Source organism: Pelagerythrobacter marinus (assembly GCF_034375205.1).
Taxonomy (GTDB): domain Bacteria; phylum Pseudomonadota; class Alphaproteobacteria; order Sphingomonadales; family Sphingomonadaceae; genus Pelagerythrobacter; species Pelagerythrobacter marinus.
Genome location: NZ_CP139719.1, coordinates 2,488,757 through 2,508,535, shown reverse-complemented (window position 1 = coordinate 2,508,535; position 19,779 = coordinate 2,488,757). Strand labels below are relative to the sequence as shown.

General features: G+C 70.2%; 21 protein-coding genes and 1 riboswitch. Of the genes, 10 read left to right on the top strand and 11 right to left on the bottom strand.

Going from position 1 to position 19,779, the window contains the following annotated elements; translation table 11 throughout:
• The first annotated feature begins 115 nt into the window (after positions 1-115).
• The 4 genes from T8T98_RS12325 (at position 116) to T8T98_RS12310 (ending at position 6,715) form a co-directional block, all read left to right on the top strand.
• Entirely contained in the window at positions 116-3,085 is a 2,970-nt protein-coding gene (locus T8T98_RS12325) for a TonB-dependent receptor (RefSeq protein WP_251104975.1), read from the top strand.
• A 205-nt stretch (positions 3,086-3,290) separates the two neighbouring features.
• On the top strand, positions 3,291-3,707 hold the full coding sequence (locus tag T8T98_RS12320; RefSeq protein WP_251104976.1) for a hypothetical protein: 417 nt from the start codon (positions 3,291-3,293) through the stop codon (positions 3,705-3,707).
• Positions 3,708-3,873: 166 nt separating this feature from the next.
• Complete coding sequence (locus tag T8T98_RS12315) at positions 3,874-6,429, top strand: TonB-dependent receptor (RefSeq protein ID WP_251104977.1); 2,556 nt, start codon at positions 3,874-3,876, stop codon at positions 6,427-6,429.
• 82 nt (positions 6,430-6,511) lie between these two features.
• Positions 6,512-6,715 carry a DUF1289 domain-containing protein gene (locus T8T98_RS12310; protein ID WP_322295682.1) on the top strand — a complete coding sequence of 68 codons (204 nt, stop codon included), beginning with the start codon at positions 6,512-6,514 and terminating at the stop codon, positions 6,713-6,715.
• Here the strand turns inward: T8T98_RS12310 and T8T98_RS12305 are convergent.
• The 11 genes from T8T98_RS12305 to T8T98_RS12255 form a co-directional block, all read right to left on the bottom strand.
• Entirely contained in the window at positions 6,699-7,472 is a 774-nt protein-coding gene (locus tag T8T98_RS12305; RefSeq protein WP_251104979.1) for an ABC transporter ATP-binding protein, read from the bottom strand. The two genes, T8T98_RS12310 and T8T98_RS12305, sit on opposite strands and share 17 nt — an antisense overlap.
• The gene (locus T8T98_RS12300; RefSeq protein WP_251104980.1) at positions 7,469-8,452 is read right to left on the bottom strand and encodes a FecCD family ABC transporter permease; all 984 of its coding nucleotides are present in this window, start codon (positions 8,450-8,452) and stop codon (positions 7,469-7,471) included. Before T8T98_RS12300 ends, T8T98_RS12305 begins: the two co-directional genes overlap by 4 nt.
• Positions 8,449-9,342 (bottom strand): ABC transporter substrate-binding protein, encoded by an 894-nt coding sequence (locus T8T98_RS12295; RefSeq protein WP_251104981.1) that lies wholly within the window; start codon positions 9,340-9,342, stop codon positions 8,449-8,451. Before T8T98_RS12295 ends, T8T98_RS12300 begins: the two co-directional genes overlap by 4 nt.
• Before the next feature lie 166 nt (positions 9,343-9,508).
• Positions 9,509-9,721, bottom strand: a riboswitch (cobalamin riboswitch).
• A 48-nt stretch (positions 9,722-9,769) separates the two neighbouring features.
• Positions 9,770-10,489 carry a sigma-70 family RNA polymerase sigma factor gene (locus T8T98_RS12290; protein ID WP_160734272.1) on the bottom strand — a complete coding sequence of 240 codons (720 nt, stop codon included), beginning with the start codon at positions 10,487-10,489 and terminating at the stop codon, positions 9,770-9,772.
• The gene (locus T8T98_RS12285) at positions 10,486-12,657 is read right to left on the bottom strand and encodes a flagellar biosynthesis protein FlhA (RefSeq protein WP_251105947.1); all 2,172 of its coding nucleotides are present in this window, start codon (positions 12,655-12,657) and stop codon (positions 10,486-10,488) included. Before T8T98_RS12285 ends, T8T98_RS12290 begins: the two co-directional genes overlap by 4 nt.
• 26 nt (positions 12,658-12,683) lie before the next feature.
• Positions 12,684-13,568 (bottom strand): lysozyme family protein, encoded by an 885-nt coding sequence (locus T8T98_RS12280; RefSeq protein ID WP_251104982.1) that lies wholly within the window; start codon positions 13,566-13,568, stop codon positions 12,684-12,686.
• Positions 13,569-13,661: 93 nt separating this feature from the next.
• Entirely contained in the window at positions 13,662-14,006 is a 345-nt protein-coding gene (locus T8T98_RS12275) for a hypothetical protein (RefSeq protein ID WP_251104983.1), read from the bottom strand.
• The gene (locus tag T8T98_RS12270) at positions 14,003-14,293 is read right to left on the bottom strand and encodes a flagellar biosynthesis anti-sigma factor FlgM (RefSeq protein WP_160734274.1); all 291 of its coding nucleotides are present in this window, start codon (positions 14,291-14,293) and stop codon (positions 14,003-14,005) included. Before T8T98_RS12270 ends, T8T98_RS12275 begins: the two co-directional genes overlap by 4 nt.
• A 62-nt stretch (positions 14,294-14,355) precedes the next feature.
• Positions 14,356-14,865, bottom strand: a complete 510-nt coding sequence (locus T8T98_RS12265; RefSeq protein ID WP_160734275.1) for a flagella basal body P-ring formation protein FlgA — start codon at positions 14,863-14,865, stop codon at positions 14,356-14,358.
• Between the two features lie 90 nt (positions 14,866-14,955).
• Positions 14,956-15,396 carry a hypothetical protein gene (locus tag T8T98_RS12260; protein WP_251104984.1) on the bottom strand — a complete coding sequence of 147 codons (441 nt, stop codon included), beginning with the start codon at positions 15,394-15,396 and terminating at the stop codon, positions 14,956-14,958.
• Entirely contained in the window at positions 15,393-16,067 is a 675-nt protein-coding gene (locus T8T98_RS12255; RefSeq protein ID WP_251104985.1) for a MotA/TolQ/ExbB proton channel family protein, read from the bottom strand. Before T8T98_RS12255 ends, T8T98_RS12260 begins: the two co-directional genes overlap by 4 nt.
• A 223-nt stretch (positions 16,068-16,290) precedes the next feature.
• Here T8T98_RS12255 and T8T98_RS12250 point away from each other — a divergent pair, with 223 nt between their 5' ends.
• From T8T98_RS12250 to flgG, 6 genes are read left to right on the top strand one after another with little or no spacing between them, the layout of a single operon-like run.
• Positions 16,291-16,638, top strand: coding sequence for a flagellar basal body rod protein FlgB (locus T8T98_RS12250; RefSeq protein WP_160734278.1), 348 nt, complete (start codon positions 16,291-16,293; stop codon positions 16,636-16,638).
• On the top strand, positions 16,635-17,045 hold the full coding sequence (gene flgC / locus T8T98_RS12245) for a flagellar basal body rod protein FlgC (RefSeq protein WP_202389112.1): 411 nt from the start codon (positions 16,635-16,637) through the stop codon (positions 17,043-17,045). Before T8T98_RS12250 ends, flgC begins: the two co-directional genes overlap by 4 nt.
• Positions 17,042-17,329 carry a flagellar hook assembly protein FlgD gene (locus T8T98_RS12240; RefSeq protein WP_160734280.1) on the top strand — a complete coding sequence of 96 codons (288 nt, stop codon included), beginning with the start codon at positions 17,042-17,044 and terminating at the stop codon, positions 17,327-17,329. Before flgC ends, T8T98_RS12240 begins: the two co-directional genes overlap by 4 nt.
• An 18-nt stretch (positions 17,330-17,347) precedes the next feature.
• Positions 17,348-18,160, top strand: a complete 813-nt coding sequence (locus T8T98_RS12235) for a flagellar hook-basal body complex protein (RefSeq protein ID WP_251104986.1) — start codon at positions 17,348-17,350, stop codon at positions 18,158-18,160.
• Between the two features lie 49 nt (positions 18,161-18,209).
• A complete protein-coding gene (locus tag T8T98_RS12230; RefSeq protein ID WP_251104987.1) occupies positions 18,210-18,950 on the top strand; it encodes a flagellar basal body rod protein FlgF in 741 nt (246 codons plus the stop codon).
• A gap of 40 nt (positions 18,951-18,990) precedes the next feature.
• Positions 18,991-19,779: a flagellar basal-body rod protein FlgG gene (gene flgG, locus T8T98_RS12225; RefSeq protein ID WP_160734283.1), complete on the top strand. Its 789-nt coding sequence runs from the start codon at positions 18,991-18,993 to the stop codon at positions 19,777-19,779.

Below are 19,779 nucleotides of genomic sequence, written 5' to 3'. Positions count from 1 at the left end.
TTAGATTACACAAGGCGCGGGAAGAACGACGACGAATCCGGACAGACGGTTCGCGATCGACAAGGGAGAGGACATCATGCGGATTGCCCGTAGTTGCTTTTGCGCCTGCAGCACTTTGGCTCTGATCGCGGGGGGCGCATCGGCCGCCCACGCGCAGGAGGAACCGGCCGGCTCGCCCGCCTCCGCCTCCGCGCCGACGGCCGAAGCCGGCGAAACGACCGGCCCGGTCATCATCGTCACCGCGCAGAAGCGGGTCGAGCGGCTGATCGACGTGCCGATCGCCATTACCGCGCTCTCGAACGAGGCGCTCGACGACTACAAGATCGAAGGCGGATCGGAACTGCTGCGCGCGGTGCCCAACGTCAATTTCTCGAAAAGCAATTTCAGCATGTACAACTTCTCGATCCGCGGGATCGGGACCAAGGCGATTTCGGCGGCCAGCGATCCCGCCGTGGCCGTGAGCTTCAACAACATCCCGCTGATCCGCAATCGCCTGTTCGAATCCGAGTTCTTCGACATGGAACGGATCGAGGTTCTGCGCGGCCCCCAGGGCACGCTCTATGGCCGCAATGCCACGTCGGGCGTGGTCAACATGATCCCGGCGATGCCGGAATTCTCCGAATTTGGCGGCGAGGTCATGGCGGAGGCCGGCAGCTTCGATACCCGTCGCCTGGGCGGGCATGTCAATGTTCCGCTCGGGGACAGGCTGGCCGTGCGGGCGGCCGGCATGATGACCAAGCGCGACGGATACGATTTCAATACTTTCACCAACAAGCGGGTCAACGGGCGCGACCTGTGGTCCACACGGCTTTCCCTCGCGTGGGAGCCGACCGACAATTTCCGCGCGAGTTTCATCTGGCAGCATTTCGAAGAAGACGACAATCGCTCGCGCACCGGCAAGCAGCTCTGCACCCGCGATCCGGGACCGACGCAGATCGGCGATACGACCGTCCCGTTCGACTACATCCAGGCCAAGCTGAGCCAGGGCTGCCTCGATGCCAGTCTTTACGACGATGCCGCGTTCGGTGCACCTAACCTGCTGGGCTCCTCTCAGATCTTTGCCGCGGGCGTACAGATAGCCGGCTACGATCCCGATACCGGGCAGCCGGTCCAGGGGTTTCCGTTCGATCGGTTCCCTTACGGGGGTGTCGTGCAATCCCGTGATCTGCGCGAGATTGCGACGAGTTACGATCCTGTCTTTCGCGCCAAAAACGATATTCTCCAGCTGAATCTCGAGCTGGATATCGGCGAGCTCTCCCTTTACTCGCAGACGACCTACGCGAAGGATGAGTACTATTCGTCTCAAGACTACAACCGCTTCGTGTCCGCACCAATTTTTCCGGACAGTTCGGGACTTCTCGTCTCGCCGGGCGGCGCACCGCTGCCCGATGGCGGGCTGACGCCTGGCGGCGTCTACGCCGATCCTCAGCTGGGCCCGTCGGACCGCTGGTTGTCGGTAGACATCAGCCAGTCTGACAATGAGCAGTGGTTTCAGGAACTGCGGCTGACGTCCGATATGGACGGCCCCGTGAACTTCAACGTCGGAGCGAATTATCTCAACTTCGACACGCAGGACGATTATTACGTTCTGAGCAATATCTTCACGTATATCTCCGAGGTCTTCCTCAATCGAAGGGGAGCTGTAACGATCGATTGCTCCCAACCCGAAACGGTGCCGGGGGAATGCGTTTACGTTGATCCCAATCCGATCGAGCAGATCGACGGGGAGGGGCACAATTATTTCCGCAGCAAGAACGTTGTCGAGATCGAATCCTGGGGCGTGTTCGGCGAGCTTTATTGGGATCTGACCGACGATCTCAAGGTGACCCTCGGCGGGCGTTATACCGAAGACAGGAAGACGACCACGCCGATCCCCACGCAGCTCCTGTTGGGCGCAGACCAGTTCGGCGAGAGCACCGGTAACATCTCGGGCGGTTATATCAGCCGTGGTTTTCGCGAGTTCCCGGACACCGTGCTGAAATCCGATGCCCTGACCGGGCGCTTCGTGGTCGACTGGCGGCCCGCGACGTCTTTCAGCGACGACACCATGTTCTACGCCTCGGCATCGCGCGGGTACAAGGCCGGCGGAACCAACCCGCCCCGGATCGACGTCGATCCCGAGGTCATCCAGTATCAGCCCTTACCGGCCGACTTCGATCCCGAGTACGTGACGGCTTTCGAGATCGGGACCAAGAACGTCTTCGCCGGCGGGCGCTTCTCGCTCAACGCGACGGCTTTCCTGAATCTCTACGAAGATTACCAGGTCTCGCAGATCGTCGACCGGATCTCGCTCAACGAGAACTTCAATGCGACGACCTGGGGCGCCGAACTGGAGGCGGCCTGGGCCCCGACTGAGCGGTTCCGCATGGATGCCACGCTCGGCTTCCTGCAGACCCGCATCGGCGATGGCGAGCAATCGATCGACGTGATGAACCGCACCCAGGGGAACGAGGACTGGGTACTGATCCGGCCTTCGCCGGCCGTGCCATCGAACTGCATCGCGCCGCGCGACAAGGTGGAGACCATCCTCAACAGCTTCTTCGCCACTCCCCCGGACGGTGGGCTGGCGAACTTCGCCCTGGGATCGCTATGCGCTGGATCGCAGCGCTACGGCAGCTGGGATCCGGAGAGGGAGGGCCTGCCGCTCTACGCGATGTTCGGCTTCACATACGATCCGCTGACCGACGCGCCGAACGGTGGGCGCGGCTTCTACGCCGACCTTTCGGGCAACGAGTTGCCCAATGCCCCGCACCTGACGTTCAATATCGGCGCGCAGTACACGATCCCGATCGACGGGGGGGCCTGGCAGCTCACGCTACGAGGCGACTACTACCGCCAATCCGAGAGCTATGCCCGGGTCTACAATACCGAGATCGACCGGCTGAAGGCATGGGACAACGTGAACGCCGCCCTCACGCTGACCCGTCCGCGGGACGACTTCTCCCTGCAACTTTACGTCAAGAACGTCTTCGACGACGCCCCGATCACCGACTTCTTTCTGAACAGCGACGACACCGGCCTTACCGCCAATGTCTTTACGCTGGATCCGCGCATCATCGGCCTGCGGGCAACGGTGGGCTTCTGACAGCTGTTCGTTCCGAAAACGGAGTTGAAAGAAAGGCGGAATCTCAGGCTGATATGGACCCAAAGGCAAACCCACCCAACCTCAAATTGACATTGATGTTCATGTAATTGTACGGTGCCTAGGCTTCGGTGTTCGCCGGAGTCGCCGGAAACAAGGCCGGCGTCGAGAAAGTTGGAGGAGACGGATGATGAGAGGATTTGCTTTGATGGCGGCCGGCGCGGCGCTTTGCGCCCTGCCGGCGACGGCGATGGCGCAGAGCTCGACGATTTCGGGAACGGTGCAGGTGCAGAAAGGCACCGGCCCGCAGCTGACCTGCACCGCGACGGCCGACCTGAACGGCCCCACGCCCGAAACCTCGACCGAGGTGACCGGGTTCACCCTGTCCGGCGGCCTGTTCGGCCTCTGTGCGACCGTGCAGTTTCCCAATACGCCGCACACCATCACGCAAGGCGGCGGCAACTTCACCGTCGACGATGTCTACGCAGACACCACTTTCACGGCCGGTGATTGCCAGGGCGATCTCACCGGAACGGTCAGCGCCGGTGTCGTCAGCGTCAACGCCGTTCTTCCCGAAGTCGATCCCGGCACGGGCGACTGCACGGTGGTCGGCACACTCTCCTGAACTCGCGCGCCTGTCCAGCGCGCGGGGCCTTCACCAGGCCTAGACTCGTGCCGCGGCCCATATCCGGGCCGCGGCACCACTTTTTGCAAGGTAGTTTCGTGCGGCCATTGCGACAGGTGCGATCCCATCTGGCGATCGGGGCCCCATCGGGGCAATCTCCGGGATCATGAGGAGGCCGACCATCTGCCGGGCCGGGGGGCCTCGTGCGGCGATGTCGCTCCTCGCCATGCTGGTCGCCTGTCCGCTCCACGCGCAGGGCACGGTACGCGATCGCGCAGGACCGCTCGCGGAGCGCGCGAGCACCGCGAATGCGGCGGAGGCCGACGGCCCGGCCGGCCCGGAGGCCGACATCGTCGTTATCGCGCCGCGCCGCGGGGAAGCGGTCGTGGCGGCGGAAACCGAACTCGGCGAGGGGGAAATCGCCGCGCAGGGCGCGGCCACGATTTCCGACCTGCTCGAGCGGCTCGGCCCCCTCGTCGATCCGTCGGGGGAGGAGCCGGTCATCCTCGTCAACGGCAAGGAAGTCGGCTTCGACCGTTCGATCCTCGCCTATCCGCCGGAGGCGCTGGAGCGGCTTGGCCTGCTCGGGCCGGGGGCCGCGGCGCGATACGGGCACCCGGCGGGCAAGCGGGTGATCAACCTCGTGCTCAAGCCGTCGTTCGTCCAGCGCTCGGCCGAACTGGCGGGCCGCGTGCCCACGCGCGGCGGACGCCACGGCGGCGAACTGCAACTGGGACAGGTTGCGATCACGGGCGAAAGCCGCTGGCACGCCCAGGCCCGCCTGTCGTTCGATGGCCCGCTGCACGAGAGCGCACGCGAGCTTTCGTCCGGGGCGGTGGACCTGGCCGGCCACGTCCGGGGCTTGGCAGGCGAGGAGATCGATCCGGCGCTGAGCGCGCTCGCCGGAAGGATCGTGACGGTGGCACCGCTGCCGCGCACCAGCGGCCGCGACACCCCGGCGCTGCCGGCGTTCTTGCCCGCGCAGGACGCAGGCATCCCGGCGGAGGGGGCGCGCTACGCGACCCTCCTGCCCGCGACGCGCAACCTCAGTGTCACGCTCGGCCTCGGGCGACCGCTCGGCCCCTTCAGCGCCACCGCCAGCCTGACCGCGACCGCCAGCAAGACCGTCGACGAGCGCGGCCTGCCCGAGATCGCGACCATCCTTCCCGCCGAAAGCCGCTGGTCGCCTTTCGCCCGCGACGTCGTCCTGTCCCGTCTGCTCGACGGCGACGCCCCGCTGCGGGGCGAAAACGAGGCGCGCGCGCTGGCCCTGGCGCTTGCGCTGTCGGGGCCGGTCGCCGGCTGGCGCACCAACCTGTCGGCGACTTACGTCCGCAATCGGGGCCGCACCTTGCAGGAAGAGGGGATCGATGCCGCGAGAGTGGCCGCCATGCTGGGGCCGGGCGGTTCGCTCAGCCCTTACCGCCCGTGGTCGCGCAGCCTCCTGCGGGCCAGTCGCAGCCGTTCCGCAAGCGACATGCTGGGCATGCGGCTGAGTGCGGCGAAGCCGGTCTTCGCGCTTTCGGGCGCGCCGGTCAGCGCTCGCGTCACGCTCGACGGCTCGCACGCGGCGAGCCGGTTCGTCCCGCTCGATCGCCTCGGCAACGCGCTGGCGGGCGCAACCCGCACCGCCCATCGGCGCGCTTCGGGCGAGATCTCGCTGACGGTGCCGCTCGCGCGCCGCGGGGAGGGGGGGCTCGTGCCGCTCGGCGATCTCGCGCTCGATCTCTCGGCGGGTTTCCGGGCCGCTTCGGGCAGCACGCTGCGCCGGCAGTACGGGGCCGGCTTCACCTGGTCGCCCTTCGCGCCGCTGCGGCTGTCGGGATCGCTCGAACACAGCGAGACGGTCCCTTCGAACGACGATCTCGGCGCGCCGCGGCTGGAAACGGTGCGGCGCGTCTACGACTTCGCGCGGCAGGAAATCGCGGAGCCGCTGTGGATCACCGGGGGCAATCCCGCGCTGGGGCCGGGAACGCGACGAAGCCTGTCGCTCGCCGCGCGCCTGCAGCCGCTCGGCAGCCCGGTGCTCGCGCTCGACGTTCGTTATCGCCGGAACGACAGCGAAGGCGGCGTTGCGCCCTTCCCGGACCTGACGCCGGCGACCGAGGCGGTATTTCCCGAACGCGTGACCCGCGATGCCGCGGGGCGCCTGGTCGCGGTCGATGCGCGCCCGATCAACCTCGCGCGATCGGAGCGGCGCGAGCTGGCATCGGGCATTGCCGTGCGCCTGCCCGACCCGGCAGGTGGCGCCGCCGCGGGGGCCGTGCGTTACACGCTCTCGGTCAACCACACGTGGAAGATCGCGGACCGGATCGTGCCCCACGCGGGGCTTGCGCCGATCGACAGGCTCGCGGCCAATGGCCAGTCGCGCCACGTCCTCTCGGCCCGGGCTTCCGCCGGACGCAAGACGCTGGGCCTGAACCTGCAGGCAAGCTGGAGCAGCCCGGCGCGGGTGCGCTCTGTCAGCGGAGCGGCCGACTACCGCTATCGACCGCCGCTGCGGATCGACCTCGGCCTGTTCGTAGAGCCTGCCGCGCTCGTGCCTGCAGGCGGACCGGGCGGCGCCTTGCGCGACCTGCGCCTGTCGCTGGATGTCGAGAACCTGTTCGACACCTATCGCCGGGTCACCCTGTCCGGCGGCAGTCCCGCGCCCGGTTTCGCCCGCTACCAGGTTGATCCGCTGGGCCGCCAGGTTACGCTTTCGCTGCGCAAGACGTTCTGACGCGCGGCAGGGCAGCGGGCCGTCCAGCGCGCCCCTGTCGCCGAGGCGATCGCCTGCCGGGCTATTGCCATCGGCAGGCCGGATGGCGCAGGGGCGGGCCATGGTCGATCCGGTTCCTTCCCCCTGCCGCAATGTCTGCCGCGTTTCGGCGGACGGGGCGCTGTGCGAGGGGGGCGGGCGCACGCTGGACGAGATCGGGCGCTGGGCGGCCGCTTCGGAGCGGGAGCGGCGCGCGATCGTTGCCGCCGCCGCCGCGCGGCTTTCGCAGGTCAGGCCGGGCCGGTGACGGCCAGCGCCAGGCCGTCGGCGCTTCGATCGATCCGGGCGGCGACCCCGAACACATCCGCCAGGCGCGCCGGGCTCATCGTGTCCTCCACCGTGCCGTCGGCCACGATCGCGCCGTCCTTCATCCACAGCAGGCGGTCGGCATAGCGGGCAGCCAGCGCCAGATCGTGCATCACGGTCAGCACCCCGTGCCCCGCGCGGGCGGCCCGGGCGAAAAGCGCCGCGACCTCGTGCTGGTAGAGCGGATCGAGCGCCGCGACCGGCTCGTCCGCGACCAGCAGGGGTGCCTCGGCCGCGAGCGCGCGGGCGAGGTGGACGCGGGCCAGCTCGCCCCCCGACAGGGTATCGGCGGCGCGGTCCTCCAGCCCCGCCAGGCGGCAGGCGGCGATCGCGCGCGCCACCGCGCGGGCGTCGTCGGCCGCCAGCCGCCCGGGGGCGACGCCGTGGGCAAAGCGGCCGAGAGCGATCACGTCGCGCACCGGGACCGGCCAGGCCAGCGGGCGCGTCTGGGGCAGGTAGGCGACCTTGCGGGCGCGCGCGGCGGGGGAGAGGCTGCGCACCTCGGCCCCGTCGATCGTCGCGCTTCCCGCGCTTGGCGGCAGCAGGCCGAGGGCAAGCCGCAGCAAGCTGGACTTGCCCGAGCCGTTGGGCCCGATCAGCATCGTCAGCGTGCCGGGCGCGAGGCGAAAGCTCGCCTCCGCGACCAGCCGCCGCCCGCCCGCCTCGAACGACAGGCCTCGCGCCTCCAGCACGCTCATCGCGACAGTCCCCCGCGCGCCGCGATCCAGGCGAAGACCGGCGCGCCGACGAGCGCGGCGACCACGCCCAGCCGCAGCTCGGCATCGGTCGGCAGGAGTCGCACCCCGATGTCGGCGAGGACGAGCACCAGCGCGCCGAGCAGGGCCGACGGCACGAGCAGGCGGGCCGGGTCGTGGCCGACCAGCGGGCGGACCAGGTGCGGCGCGACGATCCCGACGAAGCCGATCGCGCCGGCCAGCGAGACCGCGGCCCCGGTCGCCAGCCCCGCGCCCAGGATCACCGCGAGCCGTTGCCGCCGCAGGTCGAGGCCGATCCCCTCGGCCGCTTCCTCGCCCAGCGTCAGCGCCGCGAGCCCGCGCCGGCTGGCAAGGAGCACTCCGACGCCGAGGACGAAGAAAGGCGCGGCATGGGCGAGATCGGCGAAGCTGCGATTGGCCACGGTGCCCAGGGTCCAGTTGATCATGTCGGCCAGGGTGAAGGGATTGGGCGCGAGGTTCATCAGCAGCGCCATCAGCGCGGCGGAGAAGCTGGACAGGCCGATCCCGACGAGGATCAGCGTGACCGCCGATCGCGCGCGCAGCGCGGCAATGCCGACCAGGACGGTCGCGGCGAGCGCGCCGGCCACTGCGGCCAGCGGCAGGACAAGCGGCCCCGTGCCGGCGAGGCCGAAGAACAGCACGAAAGTGGCGAACAGCGCGGCCGTGGCCGAGACGCCGAGAATGCCCGGTTCGGCCAGCGGATTGCGCAGCAGCCCCTGCAGCGCAGCGCCGCTCATCCCCAGCGCCGCGCCGACCATGGCCGCCGCCAGCGCGCGCGGCAGGCGGATCTGCCAGACGACGAGCACGTCGCCGGCTTCCCCGCCCAGGGCAAGCGCGCCCAGCACCGCGCCTGGCGCGAGGGCGACCGAGCCGAGGAGGAGCGCGAGGAAAATCCCCCCGGCAAGGAGGGCGCCGAGGGCAATGTTCGTGCGCGCCTTCACCGCGTGGCCCCTTCGCTCACCCCGGTTCGGGCCCGGGCGAGCGCCTCGATCGCATCGACGAGAAACCAGCCGCCGCAGCTGGTCCAGGCGCCTTCGAGCGCGACGACCGGGCGTTCGGCCAGCTGCGCGCGGGCCACCGGGTGGCGCGCCGCGCTCCAGCGGTCGGTCTGCCCCGTCGCGCCGTCGTAGAAAGCGGCCGCGATCACGTCGGGCCGCTGGTAGGCGAGCCGTTCGAGGGGGAGGGCGTTCCACCCCGGCCGGTCCTGGAAGTTCGCCAGCCCCGCTGCGCGCAGGACCTCGTGAACCAGCGTTCCTTCGCCCGAGGTCACGCCGCCCGGCGTCATGTAGAGCGCGGCCGGCGCGCGCCCGGCGGCGGGCGGGGGCAGGGCGGCAAGGCGGCGATCCATCGCTGCCGCGACCCGTCGCCCTTCTTCGGGCGCGCCGAGGGCATCGGCCAGGCGGACCACTTCCGCGCGCACCTCGGCCAGGGTCTGCGGGAAGCCGATCTGCACCACCGGGATGCCGAGATCGGCGAGGAACGGCACGACGTCCGCCCCCCCGCCGTAGGAGCGCACGACCAGATCGGGCCGCAGCGCGGCAATGTCCGCCGCGCGCGGGCGCGCCGTGGGCAGGCCGCGGGCCTGCGCGCGCATGTAGGAAAAGGGCTTGGCCGCATCGGGGGAAAGCGCCGCGATCGCGCCGCGCTCGGCGAAACGCAGCACGTACTGGTCGGCGCAGTAATCGAGGCTGACGATCCGTTGCGGCGGCCCGGACGGGCGCTCTACCTGCGCCGGGGGCCCCGCGCAGGCCGCCAGAACGATCGCGGGCAGCACGGCCAGCGCCCGCGCGGCGCGCCGGGCGCGGCAGGCGATGCGCGACATCCATGGCATGGGCTGCACTTCCCCGGCGGTGGCCCGGCAGGGGGATTCCGGTCCCCCGCGCGGCCCTGGACAGTCATGGCCCGCCGGGCAGGGCCCGGCGCCGGGAACCCGGCCGGTGGCTGTCGCTGCTGCGGGAAACGCGGTTTCCCGTCGGCTGGAGCTGACCCGGCTCCCCCGGACGAACGACGCGACGGCAGGTCTCCTGGCTCGCGGATCGGCGCCCTGGGCCGTCTTCCCGGCCGCGCCCGCATGAAAGCGCGGGCGGCCAGTGACGCGGTGGCCCGGGGCTCCCCGCTTACAGTTGCGGGCACAGCGCCGGCCTTGCACCGGCTTCCCTCTTCGCCGCGCGTGCCTGGGCGCGCGCGGAACCGTCGCTCCGACCAGTGCGGCGGCGGCGCGGGCTTGTCAATCTTTCCCCGGCCGCGAAGGTGGGCCTCTACGCCGCTTCCATCGCCTTGCGCATCCTCGCCAGCGCGGCGGCCTTGAGCTGGTGGACCCGCGGCACGCTGACATCCAGCACGGCGGCGATTTCCGACAGGTTCAGTTCCTCGACGAAGTAGAGCTGGATGACCAGCTGGTGCCGCTCGCCCAGCGCCGACAGCGCGGCGACCAGGCTTTCGCGGTCTTCCTGTTGCAGGACCTGCCGCTCCGCGTCCGGCTCGGCCGAGGCGAAGGCGGCGTCGGTCTCGCTGTAGCATTCGTCGAGCGAGGCAAGCCGCGTCTCGGCAAGATCGCGTTCGTACTGCAGGAATTCCTTCACCGGCATCTCCAGCGCTTCGGCCAGCTCGGCGGCCGAGGGTTCACGGTCGAGCGAGCGGCGCAGTTTCGCCCGCGTTGTCTCGAGCTGCCGCCGGCGGCTGCGCGCCCCGCGCGAGTCGGGGGAGGCGCTGCGCAGGAGATCGACCATCGCCCCGCGCACGCGCAGCTTGGCATAGGCGGCGAAACCGTCGTCGCTGGGCGAATCGTGCTTCTGCGCGCACTCGGTCAGGGCCACCAGGCCGGCCTGCATCAGGTCGTCCACGTCGATCGTCGGGCCGCCGCTGCCCGACAGGTGCCAGGCGAGCTTGCGGACCATCGGCAGGAACCGGGTCACCCGGTCGCCGACGTTGCCGCGATAGGCTTCCGCCGCGGCGAACTGGGTATGATCGAGCTTCATGCGGCCATCGCCTCCGTTTTCATCTCCATGCCCGCTGCGGGCCCTGCGCCCGGCCCCGGCTGTGCGGCGTCCTGCGGGCCGGCCTCTGCGGCGGCCTGGGCCGGGGCCTGGGCGCCAGGCTGCGCGGGCGGGGCCTGCGCGGCGCCATCGTCCTCGCCCCCGACAACCGCGATCACCTCGATCGGCTGGGAGACGGGCAATTCGTTGATCGACAGGACCGTGCAGCCCGGCGCGCGCAGGCGCAGCAGGCCGGCGAGCGGGCGGCGCGCGCGCGGCTGCACGATCAGCGCCGGCGCGCCCGCGCCATGGGGCCGCTCGGCCATGATTGCGGCGATCCGTTCGCCGATCGACCGGGCCAGGTCCGGCTCGATCACGATTGCGCCGCTGGCCGGGTCCTGCATTCCGCCGACGACCATTTCCTCCAGCTGGGCGGCCAGGGTGATGACCGGCAGGCGCTGGTCGGGCGGGCAGAGGCTGCCGACCAGCATCGGGCCGAGGTCGGCGCGCAGCATGTCGACCAGCCTTTCGTGGTCGGTGGTCTGCTGCGCCGCCTGCGACAGGCTGGACAGTACCGGTATCGGGTGGGCCAGCGTGATCCCGTCGGCCAGGAGCGCGCGCAGCAGGCGGGTGATCGCGGCCAGCGACAGCGGCTGCGGGGTGATCGTTTCGACCAGCTGCGCGTTGCGTTCGCGGACCATGTCGAGCAGCTCGCGCACCTGGTCGGGGCCGAGCAGCTCCTGCGGCCGGGCGGAAAGCAGCTGGTTGACGTGGGTCGCCACGACGCTTTCGGCATCGACCACCAGGTAGCCTTCGGCAACCGCGAGATCGCGCGCCGCCGGCTCGATCCAGATCGCCGGGCAGCCGAAGCTCGGGTCCAGCGTCGCCTCGCCCGGGATTTCGGCCAGGCGGCCGGCCTCGCCGGTGTCGATCGCCAGCATCCGGTCGGCCTTGAGCTTGCCGGTGCCGAGCGGCGCCCCGCCCAGCGTGACGCGGTAGGCATCGGGCGCGAGGTCGAAACTGTCCTTGATGCGGAATTGCGGGACGACGAAGCCGAAAGCCTGGCACAGCTGGCGCCGCAGCCCGGTCAACCGGGCGACGAGCGGCGCGCCGCGCTTCTCGTCGGCCAGGTGGACCAGCCCGAAGCCGAGCTCGACCGTCACCAGCGCCTGTTCCGACACGTCGCCGATCGCGATGCGGGTGGGATCGGGGGCAGGCTCCGGCTCTTCGGCGGGCACGAACTTCTTGCGCTTGCTGAGCATTCGCCAGAGCGCGAAGGCCCCCGCCGCGAGCGGCAGGAAGACGGTTTGCGGCATGGCCGGGATCATGCCCATCGCGGCCAGGATGCAGCCGACCGGCAGCCAGATACCCGGCTCCGCCAGCTGGCCGCCGATCTGCCCGGTCAGGTCGCGCGAATCCGCGACGCGGGTGACGATGACCGCCGCGGCGATCGACAGCAGCAGCGCCGGGATCGACGCCACCAGCGCGTCGCCGACGGCCAGGGTGACATAGACCTGGCCCGCTTCGCCCGCGGTCAGGCCGTGGGTCGCCATGCCCAGAACGAAGCCGGCGATGATGTTGACCAGCAGGATCAGCAGTGCGGCGATCGCGTCGCCCTTCACGAACTTGCTGGCACCGTCCATCGAGCCGTAGAAATCGGCCTCGGTCGCGATCTCGCGCCGGCGGGCCTTGGCCTCGTCGGCGGTCATCAGGCCGGCGGCGAGGTCGGCGTCGATCGCCATCTGCTTGCCGGGCAGGGCATCGAGCGTGAAACGGGCCGAGACTTCGGAGACGCGGCCCGCCCCCTTGGTCACGACGACCAGGTTGATGATCATCAGGATCATGAAGACGAACAGGCCGACCGCGAAGTTGCCGCCGATCAGGAAGGCGCCGAAAGCTTCGATCACCTTGCCCGCCGCGGCTTCGCCCTCGTGCCCGTTCATCAGCACGACGCGGGTCGAGGCGACGTTGAGCGCCAGGCGCATCAGCGTCGCGAACAGGAGGACCGAGGGGAAAGAGGAGAAATCGAGCGGCTTTTCCGCGTTCATCGCCGCCATCAGCACCGCGACCGAGAGCGCGATGTTGAGGACGAAGAACAGGTCCAGCATGGCCGGCGGGATCGGCACGACCATCAGCACGATGACCGCGAGAATGCCGACCGGCAGCGCCATCGAGGGCGCGAGGAAGGTCCGCCAGGTCACAGCCCGAACGCCCTGAACTTGCCGTAGGCTTCATTGACCTGCCGGGCGGCCCGGCCGCCGAGCGCGCCGGACCCGCCGAACGTCGCCTGCAGGGTCTCTGCCATCGAGGGGCGCGGCGCCGGGCGGCCGCCATCCGCGGGCTCGCCCGCGAAGCTGCGCCGGGCCTGGGTGAAGGCCGCCGCCGGGGTCGCGGGCAGGGGCGCGGGCAGGGCCGCACCGGCCGCCGGGGCGATGCCGGGCGCGATCCCGTCGCCGGCCTTGGCCCGTTCGACCTTGCCGCGCACGAGGTCCATCACGTCGGCCACCGAACGCGCGCGGCCGCCCTTGTAGAAGATCGCCCCGTTGGCTTCGGCCGCCTTGGGAAACAGCGATGCCGCCGGCGTCAGCGGGTTGTCCTGCAGCGCGCCGAGGAAGCTCTTGGCGCCGCCGGCACCGAGGAAGTGCGCGAGGTATAGCTCGGCATGGTCGGGCTCGCGCCCCAGGAAGCCGCGCAGCTCGCCCGCGTTGTCGCGCGCAAGCTCGGCCGCCATCAGCGAGGCGACCTCGGGATCGAAGCGCAGGGCCATGATCTGCGAACGCAGGCCCGCATCGCCGACCGTCGCCCGGCCGCCGCTGCGCGTGATCGCCGCCTCGGCCCAGTCCAGCCCGTGCGTGCGGCCGTGGCGATCAAGCGTCTCGAGCCAGGTGGAGGATATGAACTGGTAGAGGCCCGATGCGCTCGAGGTGCGGGCGCGGGCCTGGGGTTCGAGGTTGGATTCGATCTTCGCCTGCGCGAGCAGGTAGTCGAAATCGACCCCGGTCGCGGCAGAAGCGCGGGCGATCGACGCCTGGACGGCGTCGCCCGATGCCGCGCTGCGCTGAACTGATGTGACCTCTGGCAAGACTGCCCCCGGCGTGGTTGAACTCGCCGGGTCTCAAGCAAGAGGTGTGCCAAAAAGGGCGCAGGCCCGCCTGGGCGGCCCGCCGTGCGGCGGTCAGGCGGTGTAGGGCGCCTCGCGCGCGACCATCGGCCGGCCCGATCCGTAAAGGCTGATCCGTCCGGCCAGCGCGCCGAGGCGCGCCTCGACATTGGCGGCGATCAGGTTGCGGATCTTGCGGTTGACCGCGTTGAGCCGCGCCACCGCGTCGAGCAGGCCGCGGCATTCCTCGTCCAGCGGGCCATGGGCCTGGCGCTCGATCGCCTCGCACAGTTCGAGCTTGCCGTCGCTCGACGACAGGATGCTGTCGAGATCGAGGGCGGCAAGGGCCTGCCGCTCGTTCTCAAGCAGGGCAAGCATTTGCCGCAGGCTGTCGCGCAGGGTCGCGTGTTCGGTCGTCATTTCGCATTCCTCGGCAGGAAGCCCGCGGCGATCATCGCGTCGGCGGTCTTGCGGGGGTCGAGCTGGTAAGTGCCGTTGTCGAGCGCGGCGCGGATGCCGGCGACGCGTTCGCCGTCGATCGGCGCCTCGCCGCGGGCCTGGGCGACGGCGTCGAGCGCGCCTGCACCGGCCCGATCGGCTTCCTGTGCCGCCGGCCTGGCCTGCTCCGCCCGGGCGACGGGGGCCGCGCTGCGCGTTCTCAGTCGCGCCGCGATCCCGTTTGCCGCCTGCATGTCGATCCGGTCCATCGGTCCGCTCCGTTGCTGTAGCGGGACTGATAACGGCACCGGCGGCCGATGTTTAAGGGGTCTTACGGCAAATCCATGCCGACCCGGCCGGGCTGGATCACGCGGGCGCGGATCGCCTCGCGCTTCTCGCCCGCGGGGCGCACGCGAATCCAGTCGCCGACCGCGCCGGCTTCCAGCGCCTCGCCCTGGCGCGAGACGGTGAACCCGCTGCCCTGGACCGCGATAGAAACCATTTCGCCGCGCGCGATGACCGGGCGTGCCGGGGCCGCGGCCTGGCTCGCCGCGATCGGCACGAACAGCCGCCAGCCGCCCGATACCGGGCAGCGGACGAGCACGGTGCGGTTGCCGCTGCCATACCATTCGAGCGCGACGGGCGTGGGGCACTGGGCCAGCTTCAGCCGCCGGTCGACCGGGGTGCGCGCGCCGCCCTCGCTGCCCAGCGGCGCGCCGGTGAAGCGTTCGACCGCGCGGTCGATGCTGGAAAGATCGTGGAAGCCCGCGGCCAGGGTGGGGGCCGCGACGGCAATCGCGCCGGCGGCACCGAGGGCAAGGATCGTCCGAATGGGTCGCATGGCATCACCTCTTGCTGGGCGCGCTGCGCGCCTTTCGCGCATGCGCTTTGCCGCTTCCTTGCAATCGTCGTGCCAGTCTGCCGGGCACCGTCAGTTCGGCTGGCGGCCGTCGAAATCGAGCACCGCGGCCAGTTCTTCCGCCGGGCCGGGTTCGACCACGATCCGCGCGCTGCGCCCAGCGCGGCGCGCCTCCTGCGCGAGAGCGAGCGCGGCCGCCGCCGCCCGGTCGCCGCCGCCCGGCCGGTGGCGGGCGATGATGGTCAGGTTCTGGCGCGGGTCGCGCGGCTGCTCCGCCAGCCACTGGCCGATGGGCGGGGCCCCGGGCGCGGCGCGGTAGATGGCGATCGGCTCCCCGCTTGCCGGCAGGGCCGGGGCGGGAGAGGGTGCCTCGGTGGGGGTGGCTGCTGACGCGGCCGCGTCTGCATCCGGCTCGGGCCGCTCGGCCATGGCCGCCGCGGTCACCATGAACAGGATCATTGCCAGGTCGGCCAGGGTCGTCTGCCACCCGCCGCGGATCGAGGAGGCGATCATGCCGCCACCTTGCCGCCATCGCCCGATGCCGGCTCGCCCGCGTCGATCCGGCTGCGCGGTATCGAGCGTTCGACCGCCGCGGCGAGCCAGCCGATCAGGTCCTCGCGCGCGGTCTCTTCCGCGCGGGAGCGGCGCGCGACGGCGCCGGCCAGCGGGCCGAACACGAAATTGGCGAGCACGAGGCCGTAGAGCGTCGTGACCACCGCGGTCGCGATCGCGCGCGCGTAGTCGCCCCCGGCCGCGGCCGAGAACCCGCCCAGCGCGACGAGCGTACCGACCAGGCCGAGCACGGGGGCCAGTTCGGCCGCTTCGCCCAGCACGCGGGTCGCGGTTTCCGATACCTGCCGCCGGCGCGCGCTGTGCCGCGCATGTTCGTCGTGCAGGGCCCGGATCGAACGGTGGCGGACCAGCGCGTCGCTGAGATCGTCGAACTCGCCGTCGCCGAAGCTGTGCGGTTCGGCCCGCAGGATACCGTCCTGTTCGATCTCGCGCACCTGGGCCGCCAGCTCGGCGCGTACGCGCGCGACGTCGAACGGCCGGCGGGGCAGCTGCGCCAGCGCCGCCAGCGCGGCGCGCGTGTCGCGCCAGCCGCAGCGCAGGAGGGTGGCGGCCAGGGTGCCGCCGAACACGATCGCGAGCGACACGGGATCGAGCAGTTGCAGGACGTTCATCGAAATCTCCTCGACCCGAAAGAACGCCCGCCGCGCCGTGCCATTCAGCCCCCGGCGGACATTTGCCGCTTCCGGCAATCGCTTGCCGGCCCCGGCTGCCGCCCCCCGGTGAAATCGCCGTCGCCGGACGCGACTGGCACGCGCTTTGCGGAAACTGGCACGTGCTTTGCGAAAACTGGCACGCGCTTTGCAAGAACGGCGGCGAACACGTCAGGAGACTGTCATGAGCGAAGGCCTTTTCGGAATTCACGGTGCGGCGCTGGAGATCAGGGCGCAGCGCATGGGCATGCTCGGATCGAACATCGCCAATGCGGCGACCCCCGGCTACAAGGCGCGCGACATCGATTTCGCCGCCGCGCTGGAGGCGAAGCTGAACGGTGCGGAAGGCGAGCAGGCGATCGGATCGGCCACCCGCTACCGCGTCCCCGTCATGCCCAGCCTCGACGGCAACACGGTGGAAATGGCGAGCGAGCAGGCCGCCTTCGCCGAGAACGCCGTGGCCTATACCGCCACGCTGGGTTTCCTGCGCGGCCGGGTCGAAACCCTCACGCGCGCGATCAAGGGCGAATGACGATGTCGGGCCCGATGACCCTGTTCGAACTCGGCCAGCGCGCCATGTCCGCCCAGATGGTGCGGATGAACGCGGCCGCGTCCAACCTCGCCAACGCCGGCAGCGTCGCTGCCAGCGAGCAGGAGGCCTATCGCCCGCTGCGCCCGGTCTTCGCCGAGCAGCTCGATGCCGCCACGGGGATGAGCACGGTGCGCGTCGACGGCGTCTATCGCGCCGATGTCGCGCCGGTCCGCCGGCACGAGCCGGGGCACCCCCTGGCCGACGAGAACGGCGACGTCTGGGCTTCCCCCGTCGATGAGAACGCCGAGATGGTCGAGATGCTCGAAGCCTCGCGCCAGTACCAGAACATGGTCGAGGCGCTGTCCACCGCAAAGCAGCTGATGCTCGAAACGATGAGGATGAAATGACCAGCGTAGCAGCCACTTCCGATGCCGCCGCGATGGCGGCCGGCACTGCCGGCACGGGGCGCGACTACGCCTCGCTCGGCCAGGCCGACTTCCTGCGCCTGCTGACCGTGCAGGTCCAGCAGCAGGACCCCTTCGACCCGGTCGATAACAAGGAGATGCTGGCCCAGATGGCGCAGTTCTCCTCGCTCTCCGGCATCACCGAGATGAACGAAACGCTGCAGGGCATTTCGGACAAGCTCGATGCCCTCGCCGCCGCGCAGGCGGCGACCGATCCCGACGAATGACGCACAGGAGCACCCAAGATGTCTTTCTACACCTCGCTTAACGGCCTGAAGAATTCGCAGACCGACCTGGGCGTCATCGCCCACAACATCGCCAACGTCGAAACCAACGGTTTCAAGAAGGGCAGCACGCAGTTCGCCGACATCGTCGCCGGATCGGCCCAGACCGACCCGCGCATGATCAAGGGCATCGGCGCGACGGTCGAGGCGATCACGCAGAACTTCGGCCTCGGTCCGATCGAGCAGACCGGCGGCTCGCTGGATCTCGCGATCACCGGCGACGGCTTCTTCGCGGTCCGCTCGGTCGACAGCGGCAACACGCTCTATACCCGCAATGGCGCGTTCGGCGTGGACGAGGCGGGCTTCGTCACCGACGGCGGGCCCAACCGCCTGCAGGTCTACCCGACCGATGCCGACGGCAATATCACCGGCACGACCCCGGTCGATGCGCGGATCCCGACCGCCAATGCCGACGGCGCGGAATTCGTCGGCGTCGTGGTCGGCAGCGACGGGCTGGTTTCCGCCTCCTATGCCGACGGCACGACCGAGGCGGTCGGCTCCGTCGCCCTGGCATCGTTCACCACCCCGACCGGGCTGAAGCAGGTCGGCTCGTCCAACTGGGAATCGACCGGCATCTCGGGCGAGGCGAAATACGGTTCGCCGGGTTCGGGACAGTACGGTTCGCTGATGTCGGGCGCGATCGAGCGGTCGAACGTCGACATTGCCGAGGAACTGGTCGGCCTGATCACCGCGCAGCGCAACTTCCAGGCCAATGCCAAGGCGATCGATACCGCGACCCAGATCTCGCAGACCGTGATCAACCTGCGCAGCTGACCGGTGGCAGCGCGCGCCGTGATCCGCCTTTCCTGAACGGAGGAACCCGATGGACCGCCTGATCTATACCGCGCTGAGCGGCATGAACGCCTCGATGGAGCGCCAGCGGGTGATCGCCAGCAACATGGCGAACGCCCAGACGGTGGGCTTCCGCGCGGAGCTGATCGATCAGCGCCCGGTGACCATCGACGGCCAGACGCTGGACGTGCGGGCCATGCAGCGCGCCGAAGTGCGCGGCGCGACGATGGAAGCGGGCGAGATGGTCCGCACCGGGAACGAACTGGACCTGTTCATCCAGGGCGAGGCCATGATGGCGGTCCAGGCGATGGACGGGACGGAGGCCTATACGCGGCGCGCCGACCTGTCGGTTTCGCCGACCGGCGCGCTCGTCAACGGCGAGGGGCGCCCGGTCATCGGCGATGCCGGCCCGATCACCGTGCCGCTGGGTTCGCGCGTGGCGATCGCGCCCGACGGGATGGTCAGCGTGACCGATCCCGCCGCGCCCGACCAGCCGCCGCTCGAAGTCGGGCAGATCAAGCTTGCCGCGTGGCAGGGCAGCCCGATCGCCAAGGGCCTCGACGGGCTTTTCCGGGTCCAGGGCGGGGGCGTGCTCCCGGCCGATGCGGAGGCGCAGGTGATCACCGGCGCGCTGGAACAGTCCAACGTCAAACCCACCGAGGTGCTGGTCGAGATGATCGATGCCCAGCGCCTGTTCGACATGCGCAGCAAGCTGATCGCAACCGCGCGCGACTGCGACCAGTCGGGCGCGCAGCTGATGCGCCTGGGCTGATCGCCCGCGACAAGACACGAGCTGACGAAAGGAACAGCCAATGCCCACTTCCGCTCTCCAGGTCGCCCGCACCGGGCTCGAGGCGCAGGACACGCGGATGCGCGTGATCGCCAACAACCTCGCCAACGTCGGCACCACCGGGTTCAAGAAGGACCGCGCCAATTTCGCCACGCTCGCCTACCAGGACGCGCGCGTCGCCGGGCAGCGTTCCTCGGGCGAGACCGCTTATGCCACCGGGCTCAACCTCGGCACCGGCGTGGCGGTCCAGTCCACCAGCCAGATCGTGACCCAGGGCGCGCTCAACACCACCGGCAATGCGCTGGACCTTGCGCTCGACGGCGACGGCTATTTCCAGGTCGAACTGCCCGGCGGGCAGCTCGGCTATACCCGGGCGGGCAATTTCACCCGCTCGGCCGAAGGGCAGCTGGTGACGCAGCAGGGCTACGTCGTCCAGCCGGCGATCACGATTCCCGAGGGCGCGACCTCGATCGCGGTTTCACCCGACGGCATCGTTTCGGCCGCGATCGACGGCGAGGCCGAACCGGCCGAGCTGGGCCAGATCCAGGTCGCCAGCTTCGCCAACCCGGGCGGCCTGCGCGCGATCGGCGACAACTTCCTGGTCGAAACCGCCGCCAGCGGCGCGGCGCAGCTGGGGCCGGGCGGCGAACTGGGCCGCGGCAACGTGCGCCAGGGAATGCTGGAGGCATCGAACGTCAACATCGTCGAGGAGCTGGTCGACATGATCGAGTGCCAGCGCGCCTACGAAATCAATTCGAAGATGGTCTCGTCGGTGGACGAGATGCTTCGCAACGCCAACCAGACGCTGTGA

Coding starts and splice junctions, on each gene's coding strand:
- T8T98_RS12320 (WP_251104976.1), top strand. CDS start 3,291: ATGGCGGCCGGCGCGGCGCTTTGCGCCCTGCCGGCGACGGCGATGGCG.
- T8T98_RS12315 (WP_251104977.1), top strand. CDS start 3,874: ATGAGGAGGCCGACCATCTGCCGGGCCGGGGGGCCTCGTGCGGCGATG.
- T8T98_RS12310 (WP_322295682.1), top strand. CDS start 6,512: ATGGCGCAGGGGCGGGCCATGGTCGATCCGGTTCCTTCCCCCTGCCGC.
- T8T98_RS12305 (WP_251104979.1), bottom strand. CDS start 7,472: ATGAGCGTGCTGGAGGCGCGAGGCCTGTCGTTCGAGGCGGGCGGGCGG.
- T8T98_RS12295 (WP_251104981.1), bottom strand. CDS start 9,342: ATGCCATGGATGTCGCGCATCGCCTGCCGCGCCCGGCGCGCCGCGCGG.
- T8T98_RS12290 (WP_160734272.1), bottom strand. CDS start 10,489: ATGAAGCTCGATCATACCCAGTTCGCCGCGGCGGAAGCCTATCGCGGC.
- T8T98_RS12285 (WP_251105947.1), bottom strand. CDS start 12,657: ATGGCGCTGCCGGTCGGCATTCTCGCGGTCATCGTGCTGATGGTCGTG.
- T8T98_RS12275 (WP_251104983.1), bottom strand. CDS start 14,006: ATGACGACCGAACACGCGACCCTGCGCGACAGCCTGCGGCAAATGCTT.
- T8T98_RS12270 (WP_160734274.1), bottom strand. CDS start 14,293: ATGGACCGGATCGACATGCAGGCGGCAAACGGGATCGCGGCGCGACTG.
- T8T98_RS12265 (WP_160734275.1), bottom strand. CDS start 14,865: ATGCGACCCATTCGGACGATCCTTGCCCTCGGTGCCGCCGGCGCGATT.
- T8T98_RS12260 (WP_251104984.1), bottom strand. CDS start 15,396: ATGATCGCCTCCTCGATCCGCGGCGGGTGGCAGACGACCCTGGCCGAC.
- T8T98_RS12255 (WP_251104985.1), bottom strand. CDS start 16,067: ATGAACGTCCTGCAACTGCTCGATCCCGTGTCGCTCGCGATCGTGTTC.
- T8T98_RS12250 (WP_160734278.1), top strand. CDS start 16,291: ATGAGCGAAGGCCTTTTCGGAATTCACGGTGCGGCGCTGGAGATCAGG.
- flgC (WP_202389112.1), top strand. CDS start 16,635: ATGACGATGTCGGGCCCGATGACCCTGTTCGAACTCGGCCAGCGCGCC.
- T8T98_RS12240 (WP_160734280.1), top strand. CDS start 17,042: ATGACCAGCGTAGCAGCCACTTCCGATGCCGCCGCGATGGCGGCCGGC.
- T8T98_RS12235 (WP_251104986.1), top strand. CDS start 17,348: ATGTCTTTCTACACCTCGCTTAACGGCCTGAAGAATTCGCAGACCGAC.
- T8T98_RS12230 (WP_251104987.1), top strand. CDS start 18,210: ATGGACCGCCTGATCTATACCGCGCTGAGCGGCATGAACGCCTCGATG.
- flgG (WP_160734283.1), top strand. CDS start 18,991: ATGCCCACTTCCGCTCTCCAGGTCGCCCGCACCGGGCTCGAGGCGCAG.